General features: G+C 71.7%; 21 protein-coding genes. 15 read left to right on the top strand and 6 right to left on the bottom strand.

Annotated elements, in window-relative coordinates; all coding sequences use genetic code 11:
- Window positions 1-159: 159 nt before the first annotated feature.
- From AB0I32_RS20890 to AB0I32_RS20870, 5 genes are all read left to right on the top strand, one after another.
- A complete protein-coding gene (locus tag AB0I32_RS20890) occupies window positions 160-1626 on the top strand; it encodes an FAD-linked oxidase C-terminal domain-containing protein (protein ID WP_357509502.1) in 1467 nt (488 codons plus the stop codon).
- Window positions 1627-1762: 136 nt separating this feature from the next.
- Complete coding sequence (locus AB0I32_RS20885) at window positions 1763-3430, top strand: ABC transporter substrate-binding protein (RefSeq protein ID WP_357509500.1); 1668 nt, start codon at window positions 1763-1765, stop codon at window positions 3428-3430.
- 33 nt (window positions 3431-3463) lie between these two features.
- Window positions 3464-4468: an ABC transporter permease gene (locus AB0I32_RS20880; protein WP_357509497.1), complete on the top strand. Its 1005-nt coding sequence runs from the start codon at window positions 3464-3466 to the stop codon at window positions 4466-4468.
- Window positions 4465-5322 carry an ABC transporter permease gene (locus AB0I32_RS20875; RefSeq protein WP_357509495.1) on the top strand — a complete coding sequence of 286 codons (858 nt, stop codon included), beginning with the start codon at window positions 4465-4467 and terminating at the stop codon, window positions 5320-5322. Before AB0I32_RS20880 ends, AB0I32_RS20875 begins: the two co-directional genes overlap by 4 nt.
- A 43-nt stretch (window positions 5323-5365) precedes the next feature.
- Window positions 5366-7099, top strand: a complete 1734-nt coding sequence (locus AB0I32_RS20870) for an ABC transporter ATP-binding protein (RefSeq protein ID WP_357509493.1) — start codon at window positions 5366-5368, stop codon at window positions 7097-7099.
- On the opposite strand, the gene AB0I32_RS20865 is transcribed toward AB0I32_RS20870, so the two are convergent.
- The 3 genes from AB0I32_RS20865 to AB0I32_RS20855 form a co-directional block, all read right to left on the bottom strand.
- Window positions 7089-8042: a glycosyl hydrolase family 18 protein gene (locus tag AB0I32_RS20865; protein ID WP_357509491.1), complete on the bottom strand. Its 954-nt coding sequence runs from the start codon at window positions 8040-8042 to the stop codon at window positions 7089-7091. The genes AB0I32_RS20870 and AB0I32_RS20865 overlap by 11 nt on opposite strands.
- Window positions 8043-8253: 211 nt before the next feature.
- Window positions 8254-9699 carry a catalase gene (locus AB0I32_RS20860; RefSeq protein WP_357509489.1) on the bottom strand — a complete coding sequence of 482 codons (1446 nt, stop codon included), beginning with the start codon at window positions 9697-9699 and terminating at the stop codon, window positions 8254-8256.
- Between the two features lie 106 nt (window positions 9700-9805).
- Window positions 9806-10237 (bottom strand): Fur family transcriptional regulator, encoded by a 432-nt coding sequence (locus AB0I32_RS20855; protein WP_357509487.1) that lies wholly within the window; start codon window positions 10235-10237, stop codon window positions 9806-9808.
- A 280-nt stretch (window positions 10238-10517) separates the two neighbouring features.
- Here AB0I32_RS20855 and infC point away from each other — a divergent pair, with 280 nt between their 5' ends.
- The 4 genes from infC to AB0I32_RS20835 all read left to right on the top strand — a co-directional run bounded on the left by infC (window position 10518) and on the right by AB0I32_RS20835 (window position 13228).
- The gene (infC, locus tag AB0I32_RS20850) at window positions 10518-11579 is read left to right on the top strand and encodes a translation initiation factor IF-3 (RefSeq protein WP_357509539.1); all 1062 of its coding nucleotides are present in this window, start codon (window positions 10518-10520) and stop codon (window positions 11577-11579) included.
- Between the two features lie 103 nt (window positions 11580-11682).
- A complete protein-coding gene (gene rpmI / locus AB0I32_RS20845; protein ID WP_116674656.1) occupies window positions 11683-11877 on the top strand; it encodes a 50S ribosomal protein L35 in 195 nt (64 codons plus the stop codon).
- A 68-nt stretch (window positions 11878-11945) separates the two neighbouring features.
- Window positions 11946-12329, top strand: a complete 384-nt coding sequence (rplT, locus tag AB0I32_RS20840) for a 50S ribosomal protein L20 (protein ID WP_116674657.1) — start codon at window positions 11946-11948, stop codon at window positions 12327-12329.
- Between the two features lie 62 nt (window positions 12330-12391).
- Window positions 12392-13228: an RNA methyltransferase gene (locus tag AB0I32_RS20835; protein WP_357509485.1), complete on the top strand. Its 837-nt coding sequence runs from the start codon at window positions 12392-12394 to the stop codon at window positions 13226-13228.
- Between the two features lie 42 nt (window positions 13229-13270).
- Here AB0I32_RS20835 and AB0I32_RS20830 read toward each other — a convergent pair whose 3' ends face one another.
- Both AB0I32_RS20830 and AB0I32_RS20825 read right to left on the bottom strand, forming a co-directional pair.
- Entirely contained in the window at window positions 13271-14089 is an 819-nt protein-coding gene (locus AB0I32_RS20830) for a MarR family transcriptional regulator (protein WP_357509483.1), read from the bottom strand.
- 137 nt (window positions 14090-14226) lie between these two features.
- Window positions 14227-15456: a M20/M25/M40 family metallo-hydrolase gene (locus AB0I32_RS20825; RefSeq protein ID WP_357509481.1), complete on the bottom strand. Its 1230-nt coding sequence runs from the start codon at window positions 15454-15456 to the stop codon at window positions 14227-14229.
- A 626-nt stretch (window positions 15457-16082) separates the two neighbouring features.
- Between AB0I32_RS20825 and thpR the strand changes: the two genes are divergently transcribed.
- From thpR to AB0I32_RS20795, 6 genes are all read left to right on the top strand, one after another.
- Complete coding sequence (gene thpR / locus AB0I32_RS20820) at window positions 16083-16679, top strand: RNA 2',3'-cyclic phosphodiesterase (protein ID WP_357509479.1); 597 nt, start codon at window positions 16083-16085, stop codon at window positions 16677-16679.
- 348 nt (window positions 16680-17027) lie between these two features.
- Window positions 17028-18098, top strand: coding sequence for a phenylalanine--tRNA ligase subunit alpha (gene pheS, locus AB0I32_RS20815; protein ID WP_357509477.1), 1071 nt, complete (start codon window positions 17028-17030; stop codon window positions 18096-18098).
- 1 nt (window position 18099) lies between these two features.
- Window positions 18100-20670: a phenylalanine--tRNA ligase subunit beta gene (pheT, locus tag AB0I32_RS20810; protein ID WP_357509475.1), complete on the top strand. Its 2571-nt coding sequence runs from the start codon at window positions 18100-18102 to the stop codon at window positions 20668-20670.
- Window positions 20663-21535, top strand: a complete 873-nt coding sequence (locus AB0I32_RS20805; protein ID WP_357509473.1) for an SDR family oxidoreductase — start codon at window positions 20663-20665, stop codon at window positions 21533-21535. The genes pheT and AB0I32_RS20805 overlap by 8 nt, the downstream gene beginning before the upstream one ends.
- Before the next feature lie 98 nt (window positions 21536-21633).
- Entirely contained in the window at window positions 21634-22890 is a 1257-nt protein-coding gene (locus AB0I32_RS20800) for a hypothetical protein (RefSeq protein WP_357509471.1), read from the top strand.
- Between the two features lie 47 nt (window positions 22891-22937).
- Window positions 22938-24794 carry a glycoside hydrolase family 15 protein gene (locus AB0I32_RS20795; RefSeq protein ID WP_357509469.1) on the top strand — a complete coding sequence of 619 codons (1857 nt, stop codon included), beginning with the start codon at window positions 22938-22940 and terminating at the stop codon, window positions 24792-24794.
- 10 nt (window positions 24795-24804) lie between these two features.
- Here the strand turns inward: AB0I32_RS20795 and AB0I32_RS20790 are convergent, their stop codons facing one another.
- On the bottom strand, window positions 24805-25584 hold the full coding sequence (locus AB0I32_RS20790; RefSeq protein WP_357509467.1) for an LLM class F420-dependent oxidoreductase: 780 nt from the start codon (window positions 25582-25584) through the stop codon (window positions 24805-24807).
- Window positions 25585-25728 lie beyond the last annotated feature (144 nt).

Here is a 25728-nt window from a genome sequence, read left to right as displayed (position 1 = left end):
GGTATAGGGCACGCGGGCCGGGGCGCCGCCGGGTTTCCCCGAACTTCTCAGTTGCTGGACACCCGGTGGCGGGCCCGCGCGAGACGGGACCGTGCCCAGGATCCGAGACACCGCTCCGGACCGTTGACTCGCGGGGGAAACGCCTCGTAGAACCGCAGCATGTCGACAACCACCCCGCCCGCCAACGAATCGGCCAAGGAATCGGTCCCGGAATCGGCCCCGGCCACCCGGCGGCCGGCGCCGTCCGGCCTGGTCACCGCGCTGCGTGAGCACCTGGCCGCGGCAGACGTGCGCACCGCCCCCGACGACGTCGAGCCGTACCGCTCCGACGCGACAGGCCTGCGCGCCGCCCGGCCGCCGGCGGCCGTGGTCGTCCCGCGCACCGTCGAGCAGGTCCAGGCGGTCGCGCGCGTCGCGAGCGCGTTCGACGTGCCGCTGGTGACGCGTGGCGCGGGAACCGGCCTCTCCGGCGGGGCGACGGCGCCCGCCGACGGGATCGTGCTGTCCACCGAGGGCCTGGCCGCCCTCCGGATCGACCCGGACGACCAGGTGGCGGTCGTCGGCCCGGGTGCCATCACTAACCACATCGACCTCGCCGCACGCGAGCACGGCCTGATGTACGCCCCCGACCCTGCCTCGTCCGCCACGTCGACCATCGGCGGCAACATCGCGACGAACGCCGGCGGGCTGCGCTGCGTCAAGTACGGCGTGACGCGCGAGGCGGTCCTGGCGCTGGATGTCGTCCTCGCCGACGGCACGCTGCTGCGGACCGGGCACCGCAGCATCAAGGGCGTCACCGGCTACGACCTGGTGGGCCTGATGGTGGGCAGCGAGGGCACGCTGGGGATCGTCGTCGGCGCGACGCTGCGCCTCCTGCCCGCTCCCACCGTGGTGCGCACGCTCGTGGCGTCGGTGCGGGGTCTGCCCGACGCCGGCCGCGCGGTCGGCGTCGTGACCGGTTCGGGCGTGCGCCCCTCCACGGTCGAGCTCCTCAACCGCGCGACGCTCCAGAACATCGACGCGCACAGCGGCACCGACCTGGCGGACCGGCACGGCGGCGGCCTGGTGCTCGTGCGGACGGACGGTCCGGGCGCCGACGCCGAGATCGTGGCGCTCGCCGCCGCGCTGGAGGCGGCGGGCCTGCACGCCGAGCTGCTCGACGACGCCGAGGGTGAGCGCTACTACGAGCTGCGCCGTACGGGACGCGGGCGCCGGGACGACCTGTGGTCGGTGGGCGAGGACGTGGCAGTGCCACGTTCGGCGCTGGTGCCCGTGCTGGAGGCGATCGAGGAGATCGGCCGCCGGTTCGACGTCGAGGTGAGCGCCGTCGCGCACGCCGGCGACGGCAACCTGCACCCCGGCCTGAGCGTGCCGCGGCTGCCGAGTGAGACGGAGCCGCCGGCCAGGCTCCACGAGGCGGCGGACGCCCTGGTCCGTGCCGCGCTCGCCCACGGCGGCACGATCAGCGGGGAGCACGGCGTCGGCTCGGCGAAGCGGCAGTGGCTCGAGGCCGAGCTCGGCGCCGGACAGCTCGCCCTGCAGCGCGCCATCAAGGCGCTCCTCGACCCGGCCGGGATCCTCGCGCCGGACGGATTCCTGGCCCCGGACGCCGTCGCGCCGCGCTAGCCGTCTCGGGCCGTCCCCAAATCGTCTCAGATTTACGTCTCAAGATGTGGGAAGTCCGGCGCAAGGCATGGACGTGCGGCATCTGCTCGCTACCGTCCGCGCCAGTTGCCAGACCTCGCACTCGAAGGAGACACCGATGACCACCACGCGCACCGGCCGCTGGACCGGACGTACGCGGCGAGCGGTCCAGGCCGCTGTCGGCGTACTCGCCACCGTCACCCTCGCGGCAGGCTGCGCGGCCGGCGGCCCGGCACAGTCGGGCGGGAGCACCGGCGAGCCGCACGACGGCGGCGACATCGTCTTCCTCATCGACTCGCTCGGCGACACCTGGATCCCCAACAACAGCTCGATCTCGAGCTTCCAGGGGCACATCTGGGGCCACGTCGCCGACAAGCTCGTCTACGTCGACCAGGAGGGCACGGTCAGCCCCTGGATCGCCGAGAGCTGGGAGCAGAACGACGACGCCACGCAGTTCACGCTCCACCTCAAGGACGGGGTGACGTTCTCGGACGGCAGCCCCCTCGACGCCCCCGCGGTGGTCCAGAACCTCGACACCTGGGCGTTCGGCAGGCCGGACGAGGGCATCAGTCCCGTCGGCCTGTTCCCCAAGACGTACGACCGCGCGGAGGCCGTCGACGCGACCACCGTGCGGGTGCACTTCGACGCGCCGACCCTCGGGTTCGTGCCGACGCTGGGCTACCACGGCTCGATCCTCATCTCGCCGAAGACTCTCGACCGCCCCGCCGAGGAGCAGGCCGACCTGTCCAACGACATCGGCTCCGGCCCGTTCGTCGTCGAGTCCTGGAAGGAGGGTGACAGCGTGGTCCTCACCAAGCGCGAGGACTACGACTGGGGGCCCGAGGCCGTCGGCCACACCGGACCGGCCTACCTCGACTCGATCACGTACAAGCTCGTCGCCGAGTCCTCGACCCGCGCCGGAGCCGTCCAGGCCGGCCAGGCGGACGTCGCCTACAACGTCCCGCCGCAGGAGCTCGCCTCGTTCAAGGACCAGGGCTTCGTCGTCGACGTGCCGCGCTACCTCGGCTTCGTCAACGGCTACCGGCTCAACACCCGCGTCGCGCCGTTCGACGACGTCTTGGTGCGGCAGGCGTTCCAGCACGGCATCGACCGCGACGAGATCCTGTCCACCGTCTACACCGAGGACTGGTCCGCCGCCGAGTCGCTGATCCAGAGCAACGTGCCGGAGGCGACCGACCACTCCGCCGAGTTCGCCTACGACCCCGAGCTCGCCGCGTCCCTGCTCGACGACGCCGGCTGGGAAGAGGGCCCCGACGGCGTCCGCACCAAGGACGGCGACCGCCTCGAGCTCACGCTCTACCCCAACCCGTACCTGGCCACGTCCAAGGCGATCGACGAGCTGGTCGCCCAGCAGCTGGGCGAGCTCGGCTTCGACGTCGGCATCCAGGCGTACGACGTCGTCACGTACGGCGAGCGGGTCTCCGACAACACCTCGCTGTCCAACTACGAGGTCACGCGCAGCTTCATCGACGTCGGCACGGTGGCGAGCATCCTCACCGACGCCAGCAACGGCGAGGACTGGTTCGGCCTGGGCGAGAGCGACCCGCGGACGAACGACCTGCGTGACGCGGTGGCGCAGGCCACAGACCTGGACGAGCGCGCGAAAGCGGTGGACGAGCTGCAGGCGTACCTGCTCCAGGAGGCGTACTTCGCGCCGCTCACCCAGATCGTGCAGCGCATCTACGTGCAGAACCCGAGGCTCCAGGACGTCACGTACAACGGCGTCGCCTACGCGAGCTACTACACGGCATGGCTCGAGGACTGACATGGCTCAAGAAGCGATCGAGGTGACACAGCCATGAGCACCAGCTATCTCCGGTTCGCCGGCCGGCGCCTCGCCCAGGCGGCAGCGGTGGTGCTGCTCGCGTACGTGTTCACCTTCGTGGTGATCAGCGTGCTGCCCGGCGACCCGGTGACCAACACGCTCCGCAACCCCGAGAACGGGTTCACCGAGGACGAGATCCAGCGGATCGTCGCCTACTACGGCCTGGACCAGCCGATCGCGGTCCAGCTCTGGCAGTCGCTGTCCCACTTCCTCGTCGGCGACCTCGGCGTCTCGCTGCGCTCCAACCTGCCGGTGAGCCGCCTGGTGGCCGAGGTGCTGCCCTCCACGCTGACGCTCGCGGCGTCCGCGCTGGTGGTGGCCCTCGTCCTGGCGTTCGCGATCGCGCTCGGCACGCAGGCCCTCCCACGCCGGTACGGCCAGGGGGTGCTCCGCGCGCTCCCGTCCCTGTTCCTGTCGGTGCCTGCGTTCGTGGTCGCCCTGCTGCTGATCCAGGTCTTCGCGTTCCAGCTCGGCCTGTTCCGGGTGATCGAGCCCGACGGCGCGTGGGCGACGTTCTTCGCCGCCGTCGCTCTCGGCATCCCGGTCTCGGCCCAGGTCGCGGAGGTGCTGATCACGGGCCTCGACCACGAGTCGCGGCAGGAGTACGCGACGGTCGCCCGGTCCCGCGGGCTCGGGCGGGTGCGGCTGTTCGCCAGGCATCTGCTCAAGCCGTCGTCGCTCCCTGTCGTGACGGTGATCGCGCTGACCGTGGGGGAGCTGCTGGGCGGCGCGCTCATCATCGAGACGGTCTTCGGCCGCACCGGGGTCGGCAGCCTCGTCCAGCGGTCCGTGTCCACGCAGGACCTGCCGGTGCTGCAGGCGGTCGTGTCGCTGGCCGCCGTCGTGTTCGTCGTCGTCAACCTGATCGCCGACCTGGTCTACCCGCTGCTCGACCCGCGGGTACGGCCGGACTCGGCAGGGGCCGCCGGGAGAACCCCGGTGGCCGTCGCCCCGGAGAGGGAGCTGAGCGCGTCATGACCGCCACCACTGTCGTCGGCTCGTGGCGCACCGCCGCGGCCCGGACCCGCCTCGCCGGCCGTCCCGCCGCCGTCCCGCCCACCGTGGTGGTCGCGTTCGCGGTGCTCCTGGTCGTGCTGCTCTGGTCGCTGGCGCCAGGGATCTTCGCGAGCCAGGACCCGGCGGGCGGCGTCCCGGCCGACAAGCTGCTCGGGCCGAGCGCCGCCCACTGGTTCGGCACCGACCACCTCGGCCGCGACCTGTTCTCCCGGGTGGTGCACGGCACCGCGTCGTCGGTCACCAGCGCGCTCGTCGCGGTGACGATAGGCGTCGTCGTGGGCGGCGCCATCGGCCTGGTCGCGGGCTCGGCCGGCGGTTGGACCGACGTCGTGCTCGCCCGCGTCGTCGACGTGCTGCTGGCGATCCCGAGCTTCCTGCTCGCCGTCGTCATCGTCAGCTCGCTCGGCTTCCAGACCGTCAACGCGGCGATCGCGACGGGCATCTCGGCGGTGGCGGTCTTCGCCCGCGTGATGCGCGCCGAGGTGATCAAGACGCGCCGCGCGGTCTTCGTCGAGGCGGCGGTCCTGCAGGGCGGCTCCCGCACGCACGTCCTGCTGCGCCACGTGCTGCCCAACGCCTCGCGCTCGCTGCTGGCCCTGGCGGTGCTCCAGTTCGGCCTGTCGATCCTCGTGATCGCCGGCCTCGCCTTCCTCGGCTACGGGGACCCGCCGCCGGCGTCGGACTGGGGCCTGCTCGTCTCCTCGGGCAAGGACTACCCGACGGCGCCGTGGCTCGTCTACGCCCCTGCCCTGGTCGTCGTCGCGACCGTGGTGTCGGTGAACCGCATCAGCCGCTGGCTGCGCCGGACCGACTGACCCCCGAACGCCCGTCCGTGACCAGTCTCCGAGGGAGCGCACCATGACAGTGACCGCCGCAACCGCCCTGTCCGGCCCAGCCGCAGCATCCGAAGCGAGCGGCGCAGCCGGGGCAGAGGACGCGCCCGAGCAGCCCGCACTCCTGCGCGTCGAGGGACTCTCGGTCTCGTACGGCCGCACCGAGGTCGTCTCGGACGTGGGCTTCTCGCTCGGCCGGGGCGAGAGCCTCGCCCTGATCGGCGAGTCGGGCTCGGGCAAGTCGACCATCGCCCGGTCGCTGCTGCGCCTGCTGCCCGACGGCGGCGCGGCCCGCGGCCGGGTCGAGCTGGAGGGGCGCGACATCCTCGCCCTGCCCGAGCGGCGGTTCCGCCCGCTGCGCGGCCGCGCACTCGGGTTCGTGCCGCAGGACCCGGGCAGCTCGCTCAACGCCGTGCGCACCATCGGCGCCCAGGCGCACGAGGCCGCGGCGCTCACCGGCGAACGCGACGCGCGCGCCCGCCGCGAGCTGATCCACCACACGTTCGCGCAGGTGGGGCTCGACGACCCGCGACGCGTGTACGACTCCTACCCGCACCAGCTCTCCGGCGGCATGCTGCAGCGCGTCCTCATCGGCCTCGCGGTCCTGCCCCGGCCCGCGCTGCTGATCGCGGACGAACCGACGTCGGCCCTGGACGCGACCATCCAGAAGCGGATCCTGGACCTCCTGTCGGAGCTCCGGACCGACCTCGGTATCGGCCTGCTGCTCATCACCCACGACCTGGCGATCGCCGCGGAGCGGGCCGACTCGCTCGTCGTGCTCAGGGACGGCGCCGTACAGGAGGCGGGGCCGACGGCGAGCGTGTTCGCCGCGCCCCGGTCCGGCTACGCGCGCGAGCTCCAGGCAGACGTGCCCGCGCTCAACCCCGACCGCTACCGCGCGCTGCGCGGCGAACGGGCGGTCCCGGCCGGCTCCCCGGTCGTGGCGGGGTCACCGGCCCCGGATGCCGAGCCGAAGGTGGAGCTGCGCGGCGTCACCAAGTCCTTCACCGTGGAGGGACGCCGCCTGACCGCGCTCGACGACGTCTCCTTCGCCGTCCCGCGCGGCACCACGCACGCGCTGGTGGGGGAGTCCGGTTCCGGCAAGACGACGGCGGTACGCCTCCTGCTCGGTCTCGAGCAGGCCGACGACGGCGAGATCCTCGTCTCCGGCGAACCGGTGCACGGGCGCTCGGCCAAGGACCTCCGCTCGGCACGACGGCACCTGCAGCTCGTCTACCAGAACCCGTTCACCTCGCTCGACCCGACCTGGCGCGTCGGACGGCTGGTGCGCGAGCCGCTCGACCGGTTCCGGATCGGCCGGCCGGGGGAGCGCCCCGCCCTGGTGCGGGAGGCGCTCGCGGCGGTCGGCCTGGTCGAGGACCTCCTGTCGCGGCGCCCCGCGGCGCTGTCCGGCGGCCAGCGGCAGCGCGTGGCGATCGCCCGCGCGCTGGTGCAGCGGCCCGACGTGCTGGTGCTCGACGAGCCGACGTCCGCCCTCGACGTGAGCGTGCAGGCCGACATCGTGGAGGTGCTGGTGCGCCTCCAGGCCGAGCTGGGCCTGACCTACGTCTTCGTCTCGCACGACCTGGCGCTCGTCCGCCAGCTCGCCGACACGGTGTCGGTGCTGCACCGCGGCCAGGTGGTGGAAGCCGGCCCGGTCGACCGGATCTTCGCCGACCCGGAGCACGACTACACCCGCCGCCTCCTGTCGTCGATCCCGGCACGCCCCGGCCAGGGTGGGCAGCTGCTCAGGAGTTGACGACGTCGGACGCGTGCGCGAACCAGCTCGCCCGGCCGCCGCCCGCGTACCCGACGGAGTTGAAGTACTCCCAGCCGAAGACGCCGCCGAAGTCCGGGTGCCGCGCGGCAAGGGTGCCGACCGTGGCGTCGAACGTGGGCCAGTCGACGTACCCGCTGCAGTTGGCGGGGTTGGTGACGGTCCCGGCGACCACGCGGCCGGGGGTGAACCCGTTGGCGAGGATCTGGTCGTACACGGTGGTGGTCCGCAGGTCGCCCCAGCCGCAGTAGAACTGGGTGTTGTACCAGTCGATCCGGTCGCCGGCACGGCGTTCGAGCTCGGCGTAGGAGAAGCCGCCGGAGAACCTCGTGCGGCCCGCCATGTCGGTCGCGACGGGCGTGAGGGTGATGACGAAGTCGGGGCCGAAGTCGGCGCGCAGCGTGTCGACCAGGTGGATGGTGTCCGCGAGCGAGAACGTCTCCTCGATGTCGAGGTCCACGCCGTCCAGCTCGTACGTGCGCAGGAAGTCCCGCAGCACGGGGTAGAAGCGGTCGAAGTCCTCGCGCAGGTACCGGTAGGTGCCGGGCGCGGCGCCGCCCACGAACGCACTGACGGTGACGCCCTGGTCCTGCATGGCCGCCAGGTCGTCCCACATCACGCCGAGCTCCGGGTGGCTCGCCGGGATGTCGTTGACGGTGAGGGACGCGTCCGCGTTGAGGTGGATGGCGCCGACGTTGACGTCGGTGACCGAGCCGAGGAGCGGCTTGGGGTCGACGTAGCGGCGGACGCCGTCGGACCCGGTCTCGTAGATGGTCTGGTAGAAGGCCAGGACGCGGTGGGACGCGGCCGCCGGCTCGGGCTTCGGGTCGTGCTTCGGTGCCGAGGTGGCCGGCCCGGCCGCCGCCGTCAGTGCCAGCAGGCCGGCCGTGAGGGCGGCGCCGATCCGGATGAGCGAGCGAGACATCGTTGACTCCCATGTTCTTGAGCGGTACCGCGGGCGTCGGACCACGGCAAAAGCACTCCGGACCGCCCTCGGGACGGTAGCGGGACGAACCGGCGTCAGACAAGAAGCGCTGCCACTTCCTGCGGAAACCCCTGACCCAGCACCCGCCAGGCGAAACGCAGAGGCCGGGTCCCCCGGAGTGGGGGACCCGGCCTCAGCTGGTGCGGGTGGATCAGACGGCGACGGCCGCGCGCAGCTTGGCGCCCAGCTCTCCGTCGACGTTGGTCCAGTACTGGAAGAAGCGCTCACGGATCTCGTCGATGGTGATCGCCTGGCCCTGACCGGTCAGGGTCTCCAGCAGACGGGCCTTGGCGCCGTCGTCGTAGACCTCGCGGTACAGCGTGCCGGGCTGGCCGAAGTCGCTGTCCTCGCTGTGCAGCGTGGCCGCCGTGCGCACGAGCTCGCCGTCCGACGCCCAGGAGCCGTCCTGGCCGCGGGCCGGGTCGGCGACAGGGCCACCGAACGAGTTCGGTGCGTAGTTCGGCACGCCCACGTTGAACTGGTGGCGCTGCGAGCCGTCCTGCGAGTAGTTGTACACCGGAGCGGCGTGCGGCTGGTTCACCGGGACCGACTGGTAGTTGGTGCCCACGCGGTAGCGCTGTGCGTCCGGGTAGGAGAACACGCGGGCCATCAGCATCTTGTCCGGCGAGATGTCGGTGCCAGGCACCTGGTTGGCCGGGGACAGGGCGATCTGCTCGATCTCCGCGAAGTGGTTGAGCGGGTTGCGGTTCAGCGTGAAGTGGCCGAAGTGGATCAGCGGGTAGTCCGCGTGCGGCCAGACCTTGGTGAGGTCGAACGGGTTGAACCGGTAGGTCTTCGCGTCGTCGTACGGCATGACCTGGACCTTGATGTCCCAGACCGGGTTGTCCCCGCGCTCGATCGCCTCGTACAGGTCGCGGCGGTAGTAGTCCGCGTCGTGCCCGGCGATCTTCGCGGCCTCGTCGTTGTCGAGGAACTTCACGCCCTGGCGGGAGATGAAGTGATACTTGACCCAGAACTTCTCGCCGGCGGCGTTGGTCCACAGGTAGGTGTGCGAGCCGTAGCCGTTCAGCTCACGCCACGAGGCCGGGAGGCCGCGGTCGCCCATGAGGTAGGTGACCTGGTGGGCCGACTCGGGGGACAGGGTCCAGAAGTCCCACTGCATGTCAGGGTCGCGCAGGCCCGACCAGGGGAGGCGCTTCTGCGAGTGGATGAAGTCCGGGAACTTGATCGCGTCGCGGATGAAGAACACCGGCGTGTTGTTGCCGACGATGTCGAGGTTGCCCTCGGTCGTGTAGAAGCGCAGTGCAAAACCGCGGACGTCGCGCCAGGTGTCGGGGGAGCCCATCTCGCCGGCGACGGACGAGAAGCGCAGGGCCACCTCGCCCTTGGCCCCCGGCTGGAAGGCCGCGGCACGCGTGTACTGCGACACGTCACCGGTGATCTCCCACTCACCGAAGGCGCCACCACCCTTGGCGTGCACGATCCGCTCCGGGATCCGCTCACGGTTGAACTGTGCGAGCTTCTCGACCAGGTAGCGGTCGTGGAGGACCGTTGCGCCGTCGGCGCCGACGGTCAGCGAGTGTGCGTCGCTGACGACCGGCGTGCCGGTCTGCGTGGTGGTGTAAGGAGTTGTCATCTTCAGACGTGCCTTCCTTTGTGCTGCTCGGGGGTTCTTGCGGCGTTCGGCGTGGGTCGGCGAACTCTTGGTGCCCAGCGCTACGGGCGGGCTCTGCGGGCGGGGATCAGGCGCTGCAGTCCGGACACAGGCCCCAGTACGTGACCTCGGCGGTCTCGACCACGAACCCGTGGTCGTCGCTGGGGGTCAGGCAGGGGGCATGGCCGACCGAGCAGTCCACGTCACCGATGGCGCCGCAGGAGCGGCAGACGATGTGGTGGTGGTTGTCGCCCGTCCGGCGCTCGTAGCGGGCCGGGTGGCCGGCGGGCTCGATGCGGCGCAGGAGAGCGGCGTCGGTCAGCGCGTGCAGGACGTCGTAGACCGCCTGCACCGAGACCGTGCCCAGCTCCGCGCGGACCGAGCTCAGGACGTCGTCGGCGGTGGCGTGCTGGCTCTCGCCCACCGCGCGCAGGGCCGCCACGCGAGGGGCGGTCACCCGCAGGCCGGCGCCGCGGAGGAGGTCCTCCGGCGTCACGGCTGCGGGGGCGGTCGGCGTCATGCGTTTCACCCTAGCCCTTAAACTGGAATGATTCCAGTTGCGCTGGGAGGGCTCGTACCGGCGCGCGGCCCACCTCACATCGGCCGGTATGGCGACCCGCGCCGGCATGCTGCTATCGTGGGGGCACGACCGACCCGGTGAGAGCCGGGTGCACAAAGTGGATCACCATCCCACCCGAGTCACGACCGAGCGCCGCAAGGTGCCGACAGAGTCCGGGTCCTAGGTCGGGTGCAGCGGTATCGGCTCAGTTCTTCGCCGGTCCGGGCACCCTTTCCTTGTGATGGCTTCCACCTGTGTTCAGGGCGGGAGCCATTTCTCGTTCCTGGTGGTCAATCAACGACTTCTGAGGAGCATCACCATCACCGAGCCTCGCATCAACGACCGGATCCGTGTTCCCGAGGTCCGACTCATCGGTCCTGGCGGGGAGCAGGTCGGCGTGGTTGCCACGGCGGTCGCCCTGAAGCTCGCCCAGGACGCTGACCTCGACCTCGTCGAGGTTGCGCCGGACGCTCGCCCGCCTGTCACCAAGCTCATGGACTTCGGCAAGTTCAAGTACGAGTCCGACATGAAGGCGCGAGAAGCGCGGCGCAACCAGGCGAACACGGTTCTCAAGGAGATCCGGTTCCGTCTGAAGATCGACCCGCACGACTACGAGACGAAGAAGGGCCACGTCGTCCGCTTCCTCTCGGCCGGCGACAAGGTCAAGGTCATGATCATGTTCCGCGGCCGCGAGCAGTCGCGCCCGGAGATGGGTCGTCGCCTGCTGGAGCGTCTGGCGGAGGACGTCGCCGAGCTCGGCTTCGTCGAGTCGATGCCGAAGCAGGACGGCCGCAACATGACCATGGTCCTCGGACCGGTCAAGAAGAAGGCGGACGCCAAGGTCGAGCAGCGCAAGCGCTCCACCGAGATCAACGCGGGCCGCATGACCAAGTCCGAGGCGAAGGCGCAGGCCCGTGCGGCCGACGAGCCCGAGACCTCGGAGCCGGTCGAGGACCAGGTCGACGAGACCTCCGAGACCACGGTCGAGGAGCCTGCCGCTGTGGCGGCTCCTGAGCCCGTCGTCGAGGAGCCCGTCGCCGAGCCCGAGCCCGTAGCCGCCGTCGAGCCGGAGCCCGAGCCGGTCGTCGAGGCCGAGCCCGAGCCGGTCGCTGCGGCCGAGCCCGAGCCCGTCGTCGAGGCGCCCGCCCCCGTGGAGCCGAAGCCGGCCACCAAGCCTGCGGCCAAGACTGCCTCGAAGCCGGCAGCGAAGCCGGCCGCCAAGGCAGCTCCGAAGCCCGTCCCGGCCCCCAAGCCGGCGCCGAAGCCCGTGGCCCCCAAGCCGCGTGCACCGAAGGCCGGCTGAGGCGCGGTCCCCAAGACCACTACGACACCAGGTCGGCCCACCGGCCCAGGTACAACGTCGCCGCTCCAGCAGCGGTCGACCGACATGAGGAGAAACGGCAGTCATGCCGAAGAACAAGACGCACTCCGGTTCGAAGAAGCGGTTCAAGGTCACGGGTAGCGGCAAGATCATGCGCGAGCAGACCAACGCTCGCCACTACCTCGAGCACAAGTCCAGCCGTCGCACGCGTCGTCTGGCCATGGACCAGGTCGTCGCACCGTCTGACGTCAAGAAGGTCAAGCGCCTGCTCGGTAAGTGATTTTTGTGGCGCACGCCTGACGGGCGTCGCCAAGAACCCTTTCAGCCCCGAAGTACAAGGAGTCTCACGTGGCACGCGTGAAGCGGGCAGTAAATGCCCAGAAGAAGCGCCGTACAACCCTCGAGCGCGCCGCCGGTTACCGCGGCCAGCGCTCGCGCCTCTACCGTAAGGCGAAGGAGCAGGTCACCCACTCCCTGGTCTACGCATACCGTGACCGGAAGAAGAAGAAGGGTGACTTCCGCAAGCTGTGGATCCAGCGCATCAACGCTGCCTCCCGCGCGCAGGGTCTGACCTACAACCGCCTCATCCAGGGCCTCAAGGCCGCTGGTGTCGAGGTCGACCGCCGCATGCTCGCTGAGCTCGCGGTCAACGACATCGCGGCGTTCAACGCCCTCGTCCAGGTCGCCAAGGACGCGCTGCCGGCGGATGTCAACGCCCCGGCCGCTGCCTGAGGTTGAGCATTTCACCGGACGCCCGGCCAGCTGCCTCTCCGGAGGCCCCGTCAGCGCTTGACGTGACGCTCGCGAATCCGCGAGCCGACCGCGTCAAGCAGGTACGGGCACTGGCCGGGCGTTCGGCACGCTCCAAGCACGGGCTGTACCTGGTCGAAGGTCCGCAGGGCGTGCGAGAGGCGGTCCGTCACGCGGCGCCGTCCGTCCGGGACGTCTACCTGACCCCGTCGGCCGCGACGCGGTACGCCGAGATCGTCGACGACGCCCGCTCGGCCGGGCTGTTCGTGCACCTCGGCACTCCCGAGGTGCTCGAGGCGATGAGCGCCGACGCGCAGGGTGTGCTCGCCGTCGTGCGGTCCGCCGTGCCGTCGCTGCCCGAGGCGCTGGCCGCGCGGGATCCGGAGCGCGCCGGACGGCCACTGCTCGCCGCGGTGCTCGCCACCGTCCGCGACCCCGGGAACGCGGGCACCGTCATCCGGGCCGCCGACGCCGCCGGGGCGGACCTCGTGGTCCTCGCGGGGGAGAGCGTCGACGTGCACAACCCCAAGGTGGTCCGCTCGACAGCCGGGTCGCTGTTCCACCTGCCCGTCGTCACCGGGCTGTCGCTCGCGGCCGCGGTGGCCGAGCTGCGCGCCGCCGGGTGTCACGTCCTCGCGGCTGACGGGACCGGCCCGCTCGACCTGGACGACCTCCTGGACGACGCCGGTTCCGGGACGGCACCGGATCTTGCCGGGCCTACCGCCTGGGTGTTCGGCAACGAGGCCTGGGGGCTGCCAGAGGAGGATCGCGCGCTGGCCGACGCCGTCGTGCGGGTGCCCATCCGCGGCAAGGCCGAGTCGCTCAACCTGGCCACGGCGGCGACCGTCTGCCTCTACGCGAGCAGCCGCGCCCAGCGCTGAACGCGCCGGACGCGGCTGAGCTGAGGTGCGGCACACCTGCCGTCACTCCTCGCCCTGGTCGTCCCGGTGGCCGCGTCGGCCACGCCGGCCGTGCGGGCCGGGGTGGCCGCCAGGTCCGCCGGGGAACCCACCGGGTCCGCCCGGGAATCCGCCAGGTCCACCAGGTCCGCCGGGGAATCCACCAGGACCGCCCGGGAAGCCGCCGGGTCCGCCGGGGAACCCGCCCGGACCCCCGGGGAACCCGCCGCGGCCGAACCCGCGCATGCGAGGGTCGAACCCGCCGCGGGAGCGCCAGAACTCCTCGAACGCCTCGCGACGTTCGCCGAACTCGCCGGCCCACTCACGCTCGGCGCGTTCGAGGATCCTGGCCAGGTAGCCGGACAGCTGCGCCACCTCGTCGTCGTCGAGGACGTCCAGCAGCTCCGGCGTCCCGTGCGGCGGGCGCTCGGTGGCCTGTTCGGCCGCCTTGCCCGCCTCGGTGAGCCGGACGACGACCACGCGCTTGTCGTCGGCCGAGGGCTCGCGCTCGATCAGCCCCTGCTTCTCCAGCTTGGACAGCAGCTCGGCGGTCGCCTGGCGGGACATGCCCAGCAGGAACGTGAGGTCCTTCTGGGTGGTCTCGGGCTTGAGCTGCAGCAGGGCGAGCACGCGGCCCTGTCCCTGGCTGGGGTCCAGCCACGGGGCCCCGCGTCCGCTCCGCCTCGCGCGCTTGGCGTGGTGCAGCTGCAGCATGCCGACCGTCGACAGGCGGTTCATCGCCTCCTGGCGCGGGTCGTCGGCCTCGTTCTCGTTGGTCTCGTCCGCAGCAGTCTCGCTCTCGTCGATGCTGTCGTCCGGTTCGATCTCGTGGGGGTATCTCATGATTCTCCTGATTGTCAGGCACCTGTCTGTCAGGTGCATGACAACAACGATGCGCCTCGTACCGAACTCTGTCAAGTGCCTGACTGTCGTGTGCCTGACATCTCGCTACGGTGCGGGCCGGGGCCCGGTCGCACCGGTCATCCGCGTCGCGCGCGTTCGGCGAGCCAGCCCGCCATCGCACGTACTCCTGTGCCGATGGCGCGCTCGTCCGGCTCGAAGTCCACGTGGTGCGGAAAGCCCGTGGTGACCAGTGCGCCGGGCGACCGCACGCCCAGGAAGGTGTACGTGACGGGGATCCGCTGACCGAACAGCGCGAAGTCCTCTCCGTTGAACGGCGGCGCGGCCTGCATCCGGGAGACCTGGTCGTGGCCGAGTGAACGGCGCAGATGACGTTCCAGTCCGGTGCCGTCCCGTTCCGGGCAGAGGAGGGCAGGGAACGGGGCGGCGGGGAACTCCGCGTCGGCGTCGTACCCGGCCGCGATCGCCCGGATGTTGTCGCGGACCTCGAGATGGCGCGCCTCGGGCCAGCACCGGTAGGACGTCGCCACGGTGACTGAACCGTTCGTGCCCGGCTGTGGTGTGGCGTGCTGGATGTTGACGAACCGGGCCAGCGGCCCGTCGGGGGTCCCGAGGTCCACGATGAGCTGCTCCATGTCGTCCAACGTCTGTGGACGCCGGATCGTGGCCAGGCCCATGATGTCCGCGGCGAGAGCCTGCGCCCGTGCGGCGGCGTCGGGGCCGGTGAGGGTGACCGTGCCACGGTCCAGGCCGGGCATGCCGAACCCGGGCGTCACCGCGAGCGTCCCCACCGGCATCGGGCCGCAGTGCAATGCGTGGATCTCCCGGGCTCCGGTGCGGCGCAGCACGCCGTCGTCCAGCATCGCCTGGGCGCCGGTGAGGTTCTCCTCGGCGGGCTGGAACACGAACGCGACGCTCCCGCTGAGCCGCGACCGCAGTCCGGCCAGCACCTCGGCGACGCCGACCCCGACGGTGGTGTGCAGGTCGTGCCCGCACAGGTGGCCCGTGTCGGTGACCCCGCCGGTCGTCTGACCTGCCTGCACCGCGTCCATGTCGGCGCGGTAGGCGACGGTGCGGCCCTTGCGTGCGCCGTGCAGCATGCCGACCACTCCGTGGCCACCGACACCCGTCGTGACCGCGAGCCCCGCGGCCCGCAGGCGGTCGGCCACGAGGGCAGCGGTGCGGCGCTCCTCGCCCGCGACCTCGGGGTGCTCGTGGATGTCGCGCCGCAGTGCTACGAGATCCGCCTCGATCGAGCCGGTCGCGGCATCGATCGACCGCTGGTCCACGGGACGGTGCGTCGGTCCGGCCGGCCCGGGCGCGGCCCATGCGGCGTTCGGTGTCGTCACCCCGGCGAGCGTAGCGACACCCGCCGTAGCGGTTGCCCGGAGAAAGGTCCGGCGGTTGACGGGGTGCGGTTCCGTGGGGTTCATGGCTGCTCCTGACATCGACGGGTCTGGGACGTGCCACCAGCGTGGCGCGACCCCGTCGGCCTTCCCAGCGGGCAGCCCCCCGGGTGAACCGGTGGGTTGTCCCGACTCCTGCCGCATCGCGTGGGGGAGCCGGAACCTACGGTGGACGCATGAGGCACACACCTGATCTGAGCCGCATCAGCGAGTCGCTGGCCGGGGCCTTCGGCGCCCGGGAGGTCACGGCGAGCCGACCGAGCGCGACGGGGCGACCGTGATCCCCACCGCGCGCGTGTGGTCGGGTGGGGGCGCCGGCGGCGGGGGAGGCGCCGAGCCCGGTGGTGCGGCCGGCGGCGCGTCGTCCGAGGGGCCGGCGGATCCTGCCGGGCGCGGCACGGAACCAGGTGCTCTGGCCGAGGGAGAGGGCAGTGGGTTCGGTTTCGGCCGTCGCCTGGGCCGTGTCCTGCCGCCGGAGGCGGTAGCCGACGTACGTCGCAGCCGGTCGGACGCCGGTGCGGAGCGAGATCATGTCCTGTCCGGACGAGGCGCTCGCCTAAGATCGCCGGGTGCGGTTGTTCACGGCGGTCTTCCCGCCCCAGCGTGTCAAGGACCATCTAGGGCTCGCCATCGACGGCGTACCTGCCTCCCCGCGCTGGGTGCCGCGGGAGAGCCTGCACATCACCCTCGCGTTCTACGCCGACCTCCCCGAGGGGACGGTGCCCGAGCTGCGTGACGAGCTGGCCGACGTCGCGCGCAAGCACGCGCCGATCGACCTGCGGCTGCGCGGCGCCGGATCGTTCGGCGCCCGGGTCCTGTGGATCGGCGTCGACGGCGGGACCGGCGCACTGAAGAACCTGGCGGCGGACTGCCTGGCCGCCTCTCCTCGCGAGGTGCCGGACGACGTGAAGCCGCACCGCGCGCACGTCACCGTCGCTCGCGCGCGTGCCGGCCAGGTGAAGCCGCCACGGGGCCGGGACCGCTGGGGCAAGAGCGCAGGTGGCGAGCCGCGGTCGGCGCTGGAGCCCGCCGCCCGGGCCTTGTCCGTCTACGCGGGACCGGACTGGACGACGGACTCGTTCGCGCTCGTCGAGTCGCACCCGGGGGAGGGGCCGCAGGGTGGCCCGCGCTACGAGATCGTGGAGACCTGGGCGCTCGAGGGCTGACCGGCGTCGCCGCCACGGCCGGAGCCAGGGCCGCCCCGGCCGTGGCGACATCCACGACGCTACGCGGACTCTCTGACATCAGAAAAAGTGTGCCAAGCACATGGTCGTCCCACCCAGGGATTCGCGTTGCCCGCGCTCACCCCGGCATGGAATGATGGCGGCATGCAGCCACTGACCCGCCGATTTACGCAGCCCGCCATGGGCTGTGCGGCGAGCGCTGCACGCGGGCACTGAGCTGCCCTGTGGACAACGCGTCCTGAGCCCTGGCGGGCACCTAGACTTCATTTGCCGGCAGAGGGTCCCAGGCAGGGGACCGAACCGGCTCCCGAATCCGCCAGGAAGGCAAGCATGTCCACGCCCGATGAGAAGGCACCCATCGATCCGCTCGACGAGGCGGCGCTCGACGCCGCGGTCAAGGCCGCACTCGACGACATCGCGAAGGCCGGCGACCTCGACGCGCTGAAGGCCGTCCGCACCCAGCACACCGGGGACCGCAGCGCCCTGGCCCTCGCCAACCGGGGCATCGGCGCGCTGCCCGGCCCGGACAAGGCCAGGGCCGGCAAGCTCGTGGGCCCGCGTCGCGGGCAGATCAACCAGGCGATAGCGGCCCGTCAGGCCGAGCTCGAGGGCGAGCGCGACGCGCGCGTGCTGGCGGAGGAGTCGGTGGACGTCACCCTCCCGGTCCAGCGCACGACGGCGGGCGCCCGCCACCCCATCGAGCTGGTCCAGGAGCGCATCGCCGACTTCTTCGTCGGCCTCGGCTGGGAGATCGCCGACGGCCCCGAGGTCGAGGCCGAGTGGTTCAACTTCGATGCGCTGAACTTCGGTCCGGACCATCCCGCCCGCCAGATGCAGGACACGTTCTACGTGGCCGGCGAGGGTGACGGCGGTGAGTCGAACCTGGTGCTGCGTACGCACACGTCCCCGGTCCAGGCGCGCTCCCTGATCGAGCGTGGCGTGCCGCTGTACATCGCGTGCCCCGGCCGCACCTTCCGTACGGACGCGCTCGACCAGACCCACACGCCGGTGTTCCACCAGGTCGAGGGGCTCGCCGTCGACAAGGGCCTGACCATGGCGAACCTCGTCGGCACGCTGGACGCGTTCGCGAGGGCGATGTTCGGGCCGGAGGCCAGGACGCGCCTGCGCCCGGCGTTCTTCCCCTTCACCGAGCCGTCCGCCGAGATGGACCTGTGGTTCCCGCAGAAGAAGGGCGGAGCCGGCTGGATCGAGTGGGGCGGCTGCGGCATGGTCAACCCCAATGTGCTGCGCGCCGCGGGCGTCGACCCGGAGGAGTACACGGGCTTCGCGTTCGGCATGGGCATCGAGCGCACGCTCATGCTGCGCCACTCGATCGCGGACATGCACGACATAGTGGAGGGCGACGTGCGCTTCTCCACCCAGTTCGGGACGGAGATCTGAAGTGCCCCTCATCGTGAAGGACTGGCTCGCTGACCACGTAGAGGTGCCTGCGGACCTCACCGCCGAGCAGCTCGCGGCCGACCTCGTCAAGGTGGGCCTGGAGGAAGAGGCGATCCACGGGGCTGCCGTGACCGGCCCCCTCGTGGTCGGCCGGGTGCTCGAGATGACGCCCGAGCCGCAGAAGAACGGCAAGACGATCAACTGGTGCCGTGTCGACGTCGGACCCGAGCACAACGACGCCGACGGCGCGCGCGGCATCGTCTGCGGCGCGCACAACTTCGCGCCCGGCGACCTCGTGGCCGTGGCCCTGCCCGGCACCGTGCTGCCCGGGCCGTTCCCCATCGCCGCCCGGAAGACCTACGGGCACGTGTCCGACGGCATGATCTGCTCGGTCAACGAGCTCGGTATCGGGGACGACCACGACGGCATCCTGGTGCTGACCCGGAACGGGTTCGCCGAGGCCGACCTCACGCCTGGCCAGGACGCCGTGGCGCTCCTCGGCCTGGGCGAGGAGATCCTCGAGATCAACGTGACCCCTGACCGCGGGTACGCGTTCAGCTACCGCGGTGTGGCACGCGAGTACGCCCACTCGACGGGGGCCAAGTTCACCGACCACGGTCTGGCGACGGGTGCCGAGCCTGCCGCGACCCCTGACGGGTTCGAGGTCCAGGTGCGCGACGACGCACCGATCAACGGCGTGGTCGGCTGCGACCGGTTCGTGACGCGCATCGTGCGCGGCATCGACCCGGCCGCGCCGACGCCCGCGTGGATGAAGCACCGTCTCGAGGGTTCCGGCATGCGGTCCATCTCCCTGGCGGTCGACATCACGAACTACGTGATGCTCGACCTCGGGCAGCCGCTGCACGCCTACGACCTCGCCAAGGTCTCGGCCCCCATAGTGGTCCGTCGGGCCACCACCGGCGAGCGCCTCACCACGCTGGACGACGCCGACCGCACGCTCGACAGCGAGGACCTCCTGATCACGGACTCGCCCACGGGGGCAGGCAGCCGCGTGCTCGGGCTCGCCGGTGTCATGGGCGGAGCGTCGTCCGAGGTCAGCGACACTACGACGGACGTGCTCGTCGAGGCGGCCCACTTCGACCAGATCACCGTCGCGCGCACCGCACGCAGGCACAAGCTCTCGAGCGAGGCCGCCAAGCGGTTCGAGCGTGGCGTCGACCCGCTGCTGCCCGCAGTCGCGGCGCAGCGCGTCGTGGACCTCCTGGTCGAGCTGGGTGGCGGCACCGCCGACGCCGCGGTGAGCGACCTCGACCACACCGCGGAGACCACGCGGGCGCCGATCGCGCTCAAGGTCACCGAGCCCACCAGGCTGTCGGGCGTCGAGTACACCCCCGAGCAGGTGCGCAGCACCCTGGAGGAGATCGGCGCGACGGTCGAGGCGTCCTCCGTGGTCGAGCCCGGGCAGGTTCTCCTCGTCACCCCTCCCTCCTGGCGCCCCGACCTGACCGGTCCGGCCGACCTGGTCGAGGAGGTCGTGCGCATCCAGGGCTACGACCAGGTGCCCTCGGTGCTCCCGTCCGCGCCCGGCGGCCGGGGCCTCACCACCGAGCAGCGCACGCGACGCTCGGTGGCCCGGGCGCTGGCCGAGGCGGGCTTCGTCGAGACGCTCAGCTACCCGTTCGTCGGCGTCCCCGAGTACGACGCGCTCGGCCTTCCCGCCGACGACCCCCGCCGCGTCTCCCTCCGGCTCGCCAACCCGATGGCCGACGACAAGCCGCTGCTGCGGTCGAACCTGCTGGTCACGCTGCTCGACACCGTTCGGCGCAACGTCTCGCGCGGGCTGACCGACCTCGCGGTCTACGAGATCGGCCTCGTCACCCGCCCGACGCCGGGCGCCCCCGCGGCGCCCACGTTGCCCGGTGGGGTGCGGCCCACCGAGGAGCAGCTCGCGGCCCTCGCCGCGGCGGTTCCCGACCAGCCGCGTCGTGTCGCCGGCGTGCTGACCGGCAAGCGTGAGCTCGCCGGCTGGTGGGGCGCGGGCCGCGCGGCAGGCTGGGAGGACGCCCTCGCGGCGGCTCGCCTGGTGGCCGAGCGCGCCCGGGCCGAGGTGGTAGTCGTACCGGACTCCGGCCAGATGCCGTGGCACCCGGGACGCTGTGGACGCCTCGAGCTCACCGACGGAACGGTCGTCGGCCACGCCGGCGAGCTGCACCCCAAGGTCGTCGAGGCGCTGGGCCTCCCGGCCCGGGCCGCGGCGTTCGAGGTGGACCTGAGCGTCCTGGTCGGTGCGGCCTCGGGCGAGCCCGTGGCGGCCGCCCCCGTGTCGGCGTTCCCCGCCGCCAAGGAGGACTTCGCCTTCGTGGTCGAGGACGGCGTGCCGGCCGAGGCAGTTCGGTCGGCCATCGTGGCCGGTGCGGGTGAGCTGCTGGAGGACGTGGCGCTGTTCGACGTCTTCACCGGTGAGCAGGTGGGCGAGGGCAAGAAGTCGCTCGCCTACTCGCTCCGGCTGCGGGCCGCTGACCGGACGCTGTCCGCGAAGGAGGTCCGCGCGGTGCGCGACGCCGTCGTGGAGTCGGCGGCCGAGAAGGTAGGGGCGGTCCTGCGTGGCTGACCCGCACCAGGCTGTCGGCACGGGTGCGACCCCGCCGTCGCGCACCGCACTCGTCACGGGCGCCTCGCGCGGGATCGGCCGGGAGATCGCGCTGGGTCTCGCGCGAGCAGGGCTGGACGTCGCCCTGCTCGCGCGGGACGCGGTGCGCCTCGCGGCAGTGGCCGCTGAGATCCGGGCCGAGGGCGTGACGGCGGTCGAGCTGACCGCCGACGTGTCGGACCCGGCGGCGGTGCGTGCCGCCGTCGGGCAGGCCGAGGACGCGCTCGGGTCGGTCGACCTGCTGGTCAACAACGCGGGCGCCATCGAGTCAGAGCACCCCCTGTGGGAGGCCGACCCCGAGGAGTGGTGGTCGATCTTCGAGACCAACGTGCGCGGGCCCTTCCTGTTCATGCGCTACGCCCTGCCTGGCATGATCGCGCGCGGCGGCGGCCGGGTCATCGACCTGGCCTCCGGCGCGAGCTCGCACGAGATGGGTGGCGGCTACTCGGCGTACAACGCGAGCAAGACGGCACTGACGCGGATGGGCGCCAACCTCCACGGCGACGGCTTCCCGCGCGGCCTCCGCGTCTTCGAGCTCGCGCCGGGCGTCGTGCGGACGGACATGTCCACGGGGATGACCCTGCACGAGGGGCGTACCCGGTGGACCCCGGTCGAGCGGGTGACCGACGTCGTGAACGCGATAGCGGCCGGCGAGCTCGACGCCTGCTCGGGCTGGTTCCTGCGGGTCTCGCAGGACACCCCCGAGTCGCTCAAGGCGCTGGCGGCCGACGTCGCGCGGCAGGGCGCCGAGGCGACCGCCCGCCGGCTGCGGGTCATGCCCGCGGGCAGCGACGACCCGCTGGCGGACGCCCTGACCAAGCGCTGACGAGCCGACACCGGACGTTCATCCGGTGGCACTGGTGTGAGGGGACGGGCACTCCCTACGGTGTGCACGCAACCGTCCCCTCACGCAAGGAGACCACCATGCGCCATCGTCGCCCCGCCCTTGCCGTCGCCGGCCTGGGACTGTGCGTCCTGCTCGCCTCCGCGAGCCAAGCCTCCGCGAGCCAAGCGGTCGCAACGGAGCCCGCGAACGGGCAGGCCGGGCCGTCGGCAGCGGCCGCTACACCGCTCACGGCGAGCAACTTCCGCTACACCCTGTCGGAGACGTCGTCGTCCCTGGTCGGGGCGCTCGACGCGGCCCTGCCGAACGTCACGATGGGAGCGGTGGCGGACGACGCCAACCGCACCCCGAGCTGTGACAGCGCGCCGTCGGTCACGAACCGCACCGCGTACTACTGCTGGAACGCGGGCGACCAGGACACCCCTGACTGGTACCCGCAGGGCATCACCACCAGCTCCGACGCGTTGGGCGAGGGCACGTACGACGGCAAGCGCATCAACCTCGTGAGCTGGTACGACCACGCAGAGGACGGCATCGACAAGGGCGTCCGCATCAGCGTGTCCAACCTGTCTGCGAGTGCTTCCGCCCCGCCGTACCGGCACATCCTGCTGGTCGAGCCGAGCGGCACCACGAGCGCGCCGTCGTACAGGGCCGTCAACGTCCACGCCGGCGGCATCATGTGGTACGGCAACCTGCTGTACGTGGCGGACACGAGCGGGGGGTTCCGCGTGTTCGACCTGGACCACCTGTGGCAGGTCTCGACGGGCAGCTCCTCGGCCATCGGGCGTCAGTCGGACGGCTCGTACCACGCGTTCGACTACAAGTACGTGCTGCCGCAGACGGCGAAGTTCACCGACTCGACGGCCGGTGGGTATGCGCAGCTGCAGCACTCGTCGGTGTCGCTCGACCGGACGAGCTCGCCGGACTCGGTGATCGTGAGCGAGTACCGGAGCGCGGCGGACATCGACGCGGGAGCCCAGGTCCGGACGATCCGGGTCCCGATCGACTACACGAACCGCTACCTCAAGACCGCCTCCGACGGGGTCATCAAGGCGACCGAGGCGTACCGGACCGACCTGGAGAGCGTCCAGGGTTCGACCGCGGTCAACGGTGAGTTCTTCTTCTCGCAGAGCGACGGCTCCGACCACTCCAACCCGGACTCGGACGGCGACCTGCACACGTTCGCCGCGCCGTCCGGCGCGATCGTGCGGCACGGGAACGCGCTGACCGTCGGCGCGGAGGATCTGTCCTACGACCCGACCCGCGACTACCTGTGGTCGCTGGGCGAGTATCCCGGGTACCGGTGGGTCTACGCGGCGGACGCCTCGTCGTTCTGACGGTATGTCTCCTGGTCGAGACGGGGTGGTGAACCTAGTCTGTGGCGATGACACGCCGCATCGAGGACTACGGGATGGTCGGAGATCTCCAGACGGCGGCGCTGGTCGGCCTGGACGGTGCGGTCGACTGGATGTGCCTGCCTCGTTTCGACTCCCCGGCCTGCTTCGCCGCCCTGCTCGGGGACGAGCGCAACGGGTCGTGGAAGCTCGGCCCCGAGGGGGCAGGCGACTGCACCAGACGCCGCTACCGCGACGGCACGCTGATCCTGGAGACGGAGTGGGACCTGCCCGAGGGGCGGGTCCGCGTGATCGACCTGATGCCGCCGCGCAGCGAACAGGCCGACCTCGTACGCATCGTCGAGGGCATCAGCGGACACGTCTCGATGACCACCGAGCTGCGGCTCCGGTTCGACTACGGGGACGTCGTGCCCTGGGTCACCCGGGACGGCGGCGCCCTGCTGGCCGTGGCGGGTCCGGACGCCGTCCGTGTCGACGTCGACGCGGCGGTCGACATGACTCCCAGCGGCGTGGCCGACGACTTCGTCCACCGCGCCCGGTTCACCGTGGGACCGGGCGACCGGGTGCCGTTCGTCCTGACCTATCACGCCTCCCACCTGGCCGCCAAGAAGCCCGTCGTGGCGGACGAGGCGCTCCGGGACACCGAGGAGTTCTGGCGGTCGTGGGTTGCCCGGTCCACGTACACCGGCCCCTGGGCCGACGCCGTGCACCGGTCCCTCATCACGCTGAAGGCGCTGACCTACGCACCCACCGGGGCCATCGTCGCGGCGGCCACGACGTCGCTGCCCGAGGAGATCGGCGGCGCCCGCAACTGGGACTACCGCTACTGCTGGCTGCGCGACGCCGCGTTCACGCTGCAGGCTCTGATCGGCACCGGGTTCATCGACGAGGCACGCGACTGGCGGGAGTGGCTGCTGCGTGCGGTCGCCGGCGACCCCGCGGACCTGCAGATCATGTACGGGCTCGACGGGCGCCGGCGCCTGCCGGAGTACACGATCGACTGGCTGCCCGGCTTCGAGGGCTCGAGCCCGGTGCGGATCGGCAACGGCGCAGCGGGCCAGCTCCAGATCGACGTGTGGGGGGAGACGCTCGACGCCCTGCACCTGGCGCGTGAGGCGGGGCTGGAGAACGACCACGAGGCATGGCGTCTGCAGAAGTCGCTCCTGGAGCACCTCGCGCAGCACTGGGACGATCTCGACAACGGGCTCTGGGAGGTGCGCGGCCCGCGCCGCGCCTTCGTGCACTCCCGCGTCATGGCCTGGGCGGGCTTCGACCGGGCGGTACGCGCCGTCGAGGAGGGTGGGCTCGACGGGCCCGTGGAGCAGTGGCGCGCCGTCCGCGACCGGATCCACGCCGACGTGTGCGCGCACGGGTTCGACGCGGAACGGAACACGTTCACGCAGTTCTACGGTTCGGACGGGCTGGACGCCGCCCTGCTGCTGATCGGGCAGGTCGGGTTCCTGCCATGGGACGACCCGCGCGTGGTGGGCACGGTGGACGCGGTGCAACGGGAGCTGAGCGAGGACGAGCTCCTGCTGCGGTACGACACCGACGCCGACGACGGGGTGGACGGCCTGCCCGGCGGCGAGTCGACGTTCCTGGTGTGCAACTTCTGGCTCGTCGACGCGCTGCACGGCATCGGCCGGCGGGAAGAGGCCGTCGCCCTGTTCGAGCGTCTGCTCACCCTGCGCAACGATCTCGGGCTCCTCAGCGAGGAGTACGACGTGCGCACCGGGCGCCACCTCGGCAACACACCGCAGGCGTTCAGCCATCTCGGCCTGGTCAACAGCGCGTTGCGCCTCGGCCTTGGGGCGACGCCCCGCGACATCGAGGCGGGCGTGACGGCTCAGGTGGCCGTCACGCCCGCGGCGAAGGAGATCGCCTGACCCGGCGGGCTCAGCGGCGCTCGTCGCGCCAGTCGACCCAGGCCTGCACGGTGCTCAGGTCGTAGTCCGGACCGCTCTCACCGATGGTCAGCAGGGTCGCGCCGGCCGCCACGAGGACGTCGCCGGTCGCCTCCGGCGCGCCGCTGACGCCCACCGACCGCTCCACGAGCGCGGAGGTGTCGCGGCCGACGGCGGCGCCGTGCTCGTCGAGGATCGCGGACTTGGTCTTCAGGACGTCGACGTCGCCGAAGGTGTGCCAGATGTCGGCATGCTCGGCGACGATGCGCAGCGTCTTCTTGACCCCGCCACCGCCGATCATGATCGGGATCTCGCGCTGCGCCGCTGGGTTCCCGGCGGCGAGGCGAGCCTTGATCCGCGGCATGGCCTCGGCAAGGCTCGCGATCCGCGAGCCGGCGGTACCGAACTCGTAGCCGAACTGGTCGTAGTCCTTCTCGAACCAGCCGGCGCCGAGGCCCAGGATCAGCCGCCCGCCGGAGATGTGGTCGACGGTGCGTGCCATGTCGGCCAGCAGGTCGGGGTTGCGGTAGCCGATCCCCGTGACGAGTGCGCCGATCTCGACCCGCTCGGTCTGCTCGGCCCAGGCGCCGAGCATCGTCCAGGCCTCGAAGTGCTTGCCGTCCGGGTCGCCCGAGAGCGGATAGAAGTGGTCCCAGTTGAAGATGACGTCCACACCCATGTCCTCGGCGCGGAGCACCGCGTCGCGGATGGCGGAGTAGTCGGCGTGCTGCGGCTGGAGCTGCAGCGCAATGCGGATGGCGCGATCAGTCATATCCGCAGCCTACGACGATGTAGACGGCGTCGCGCTCGCCCCGGCCGCTCGTCCTGGACGCGTGTCGGTCACGTCGCGCCAGGTGCCATGGGACCAGGACCATGGGTGTGACTATGGGTGTGACTATGGGTGTGCCGCCGGTCG

The organism is Promicromonospora sp. NPDC050249, from assembly GCF_040656015.1.
GTDB lineage: Bacteria > Actinomycetota > Actinomycetes > Actinomycetales > Cellulomonadaceae > Promicromonospora.
Note: the sequence above shows the minus strand (reverse complement) of the source record. Positions and strands in the feature narration are given on the sequence as shown.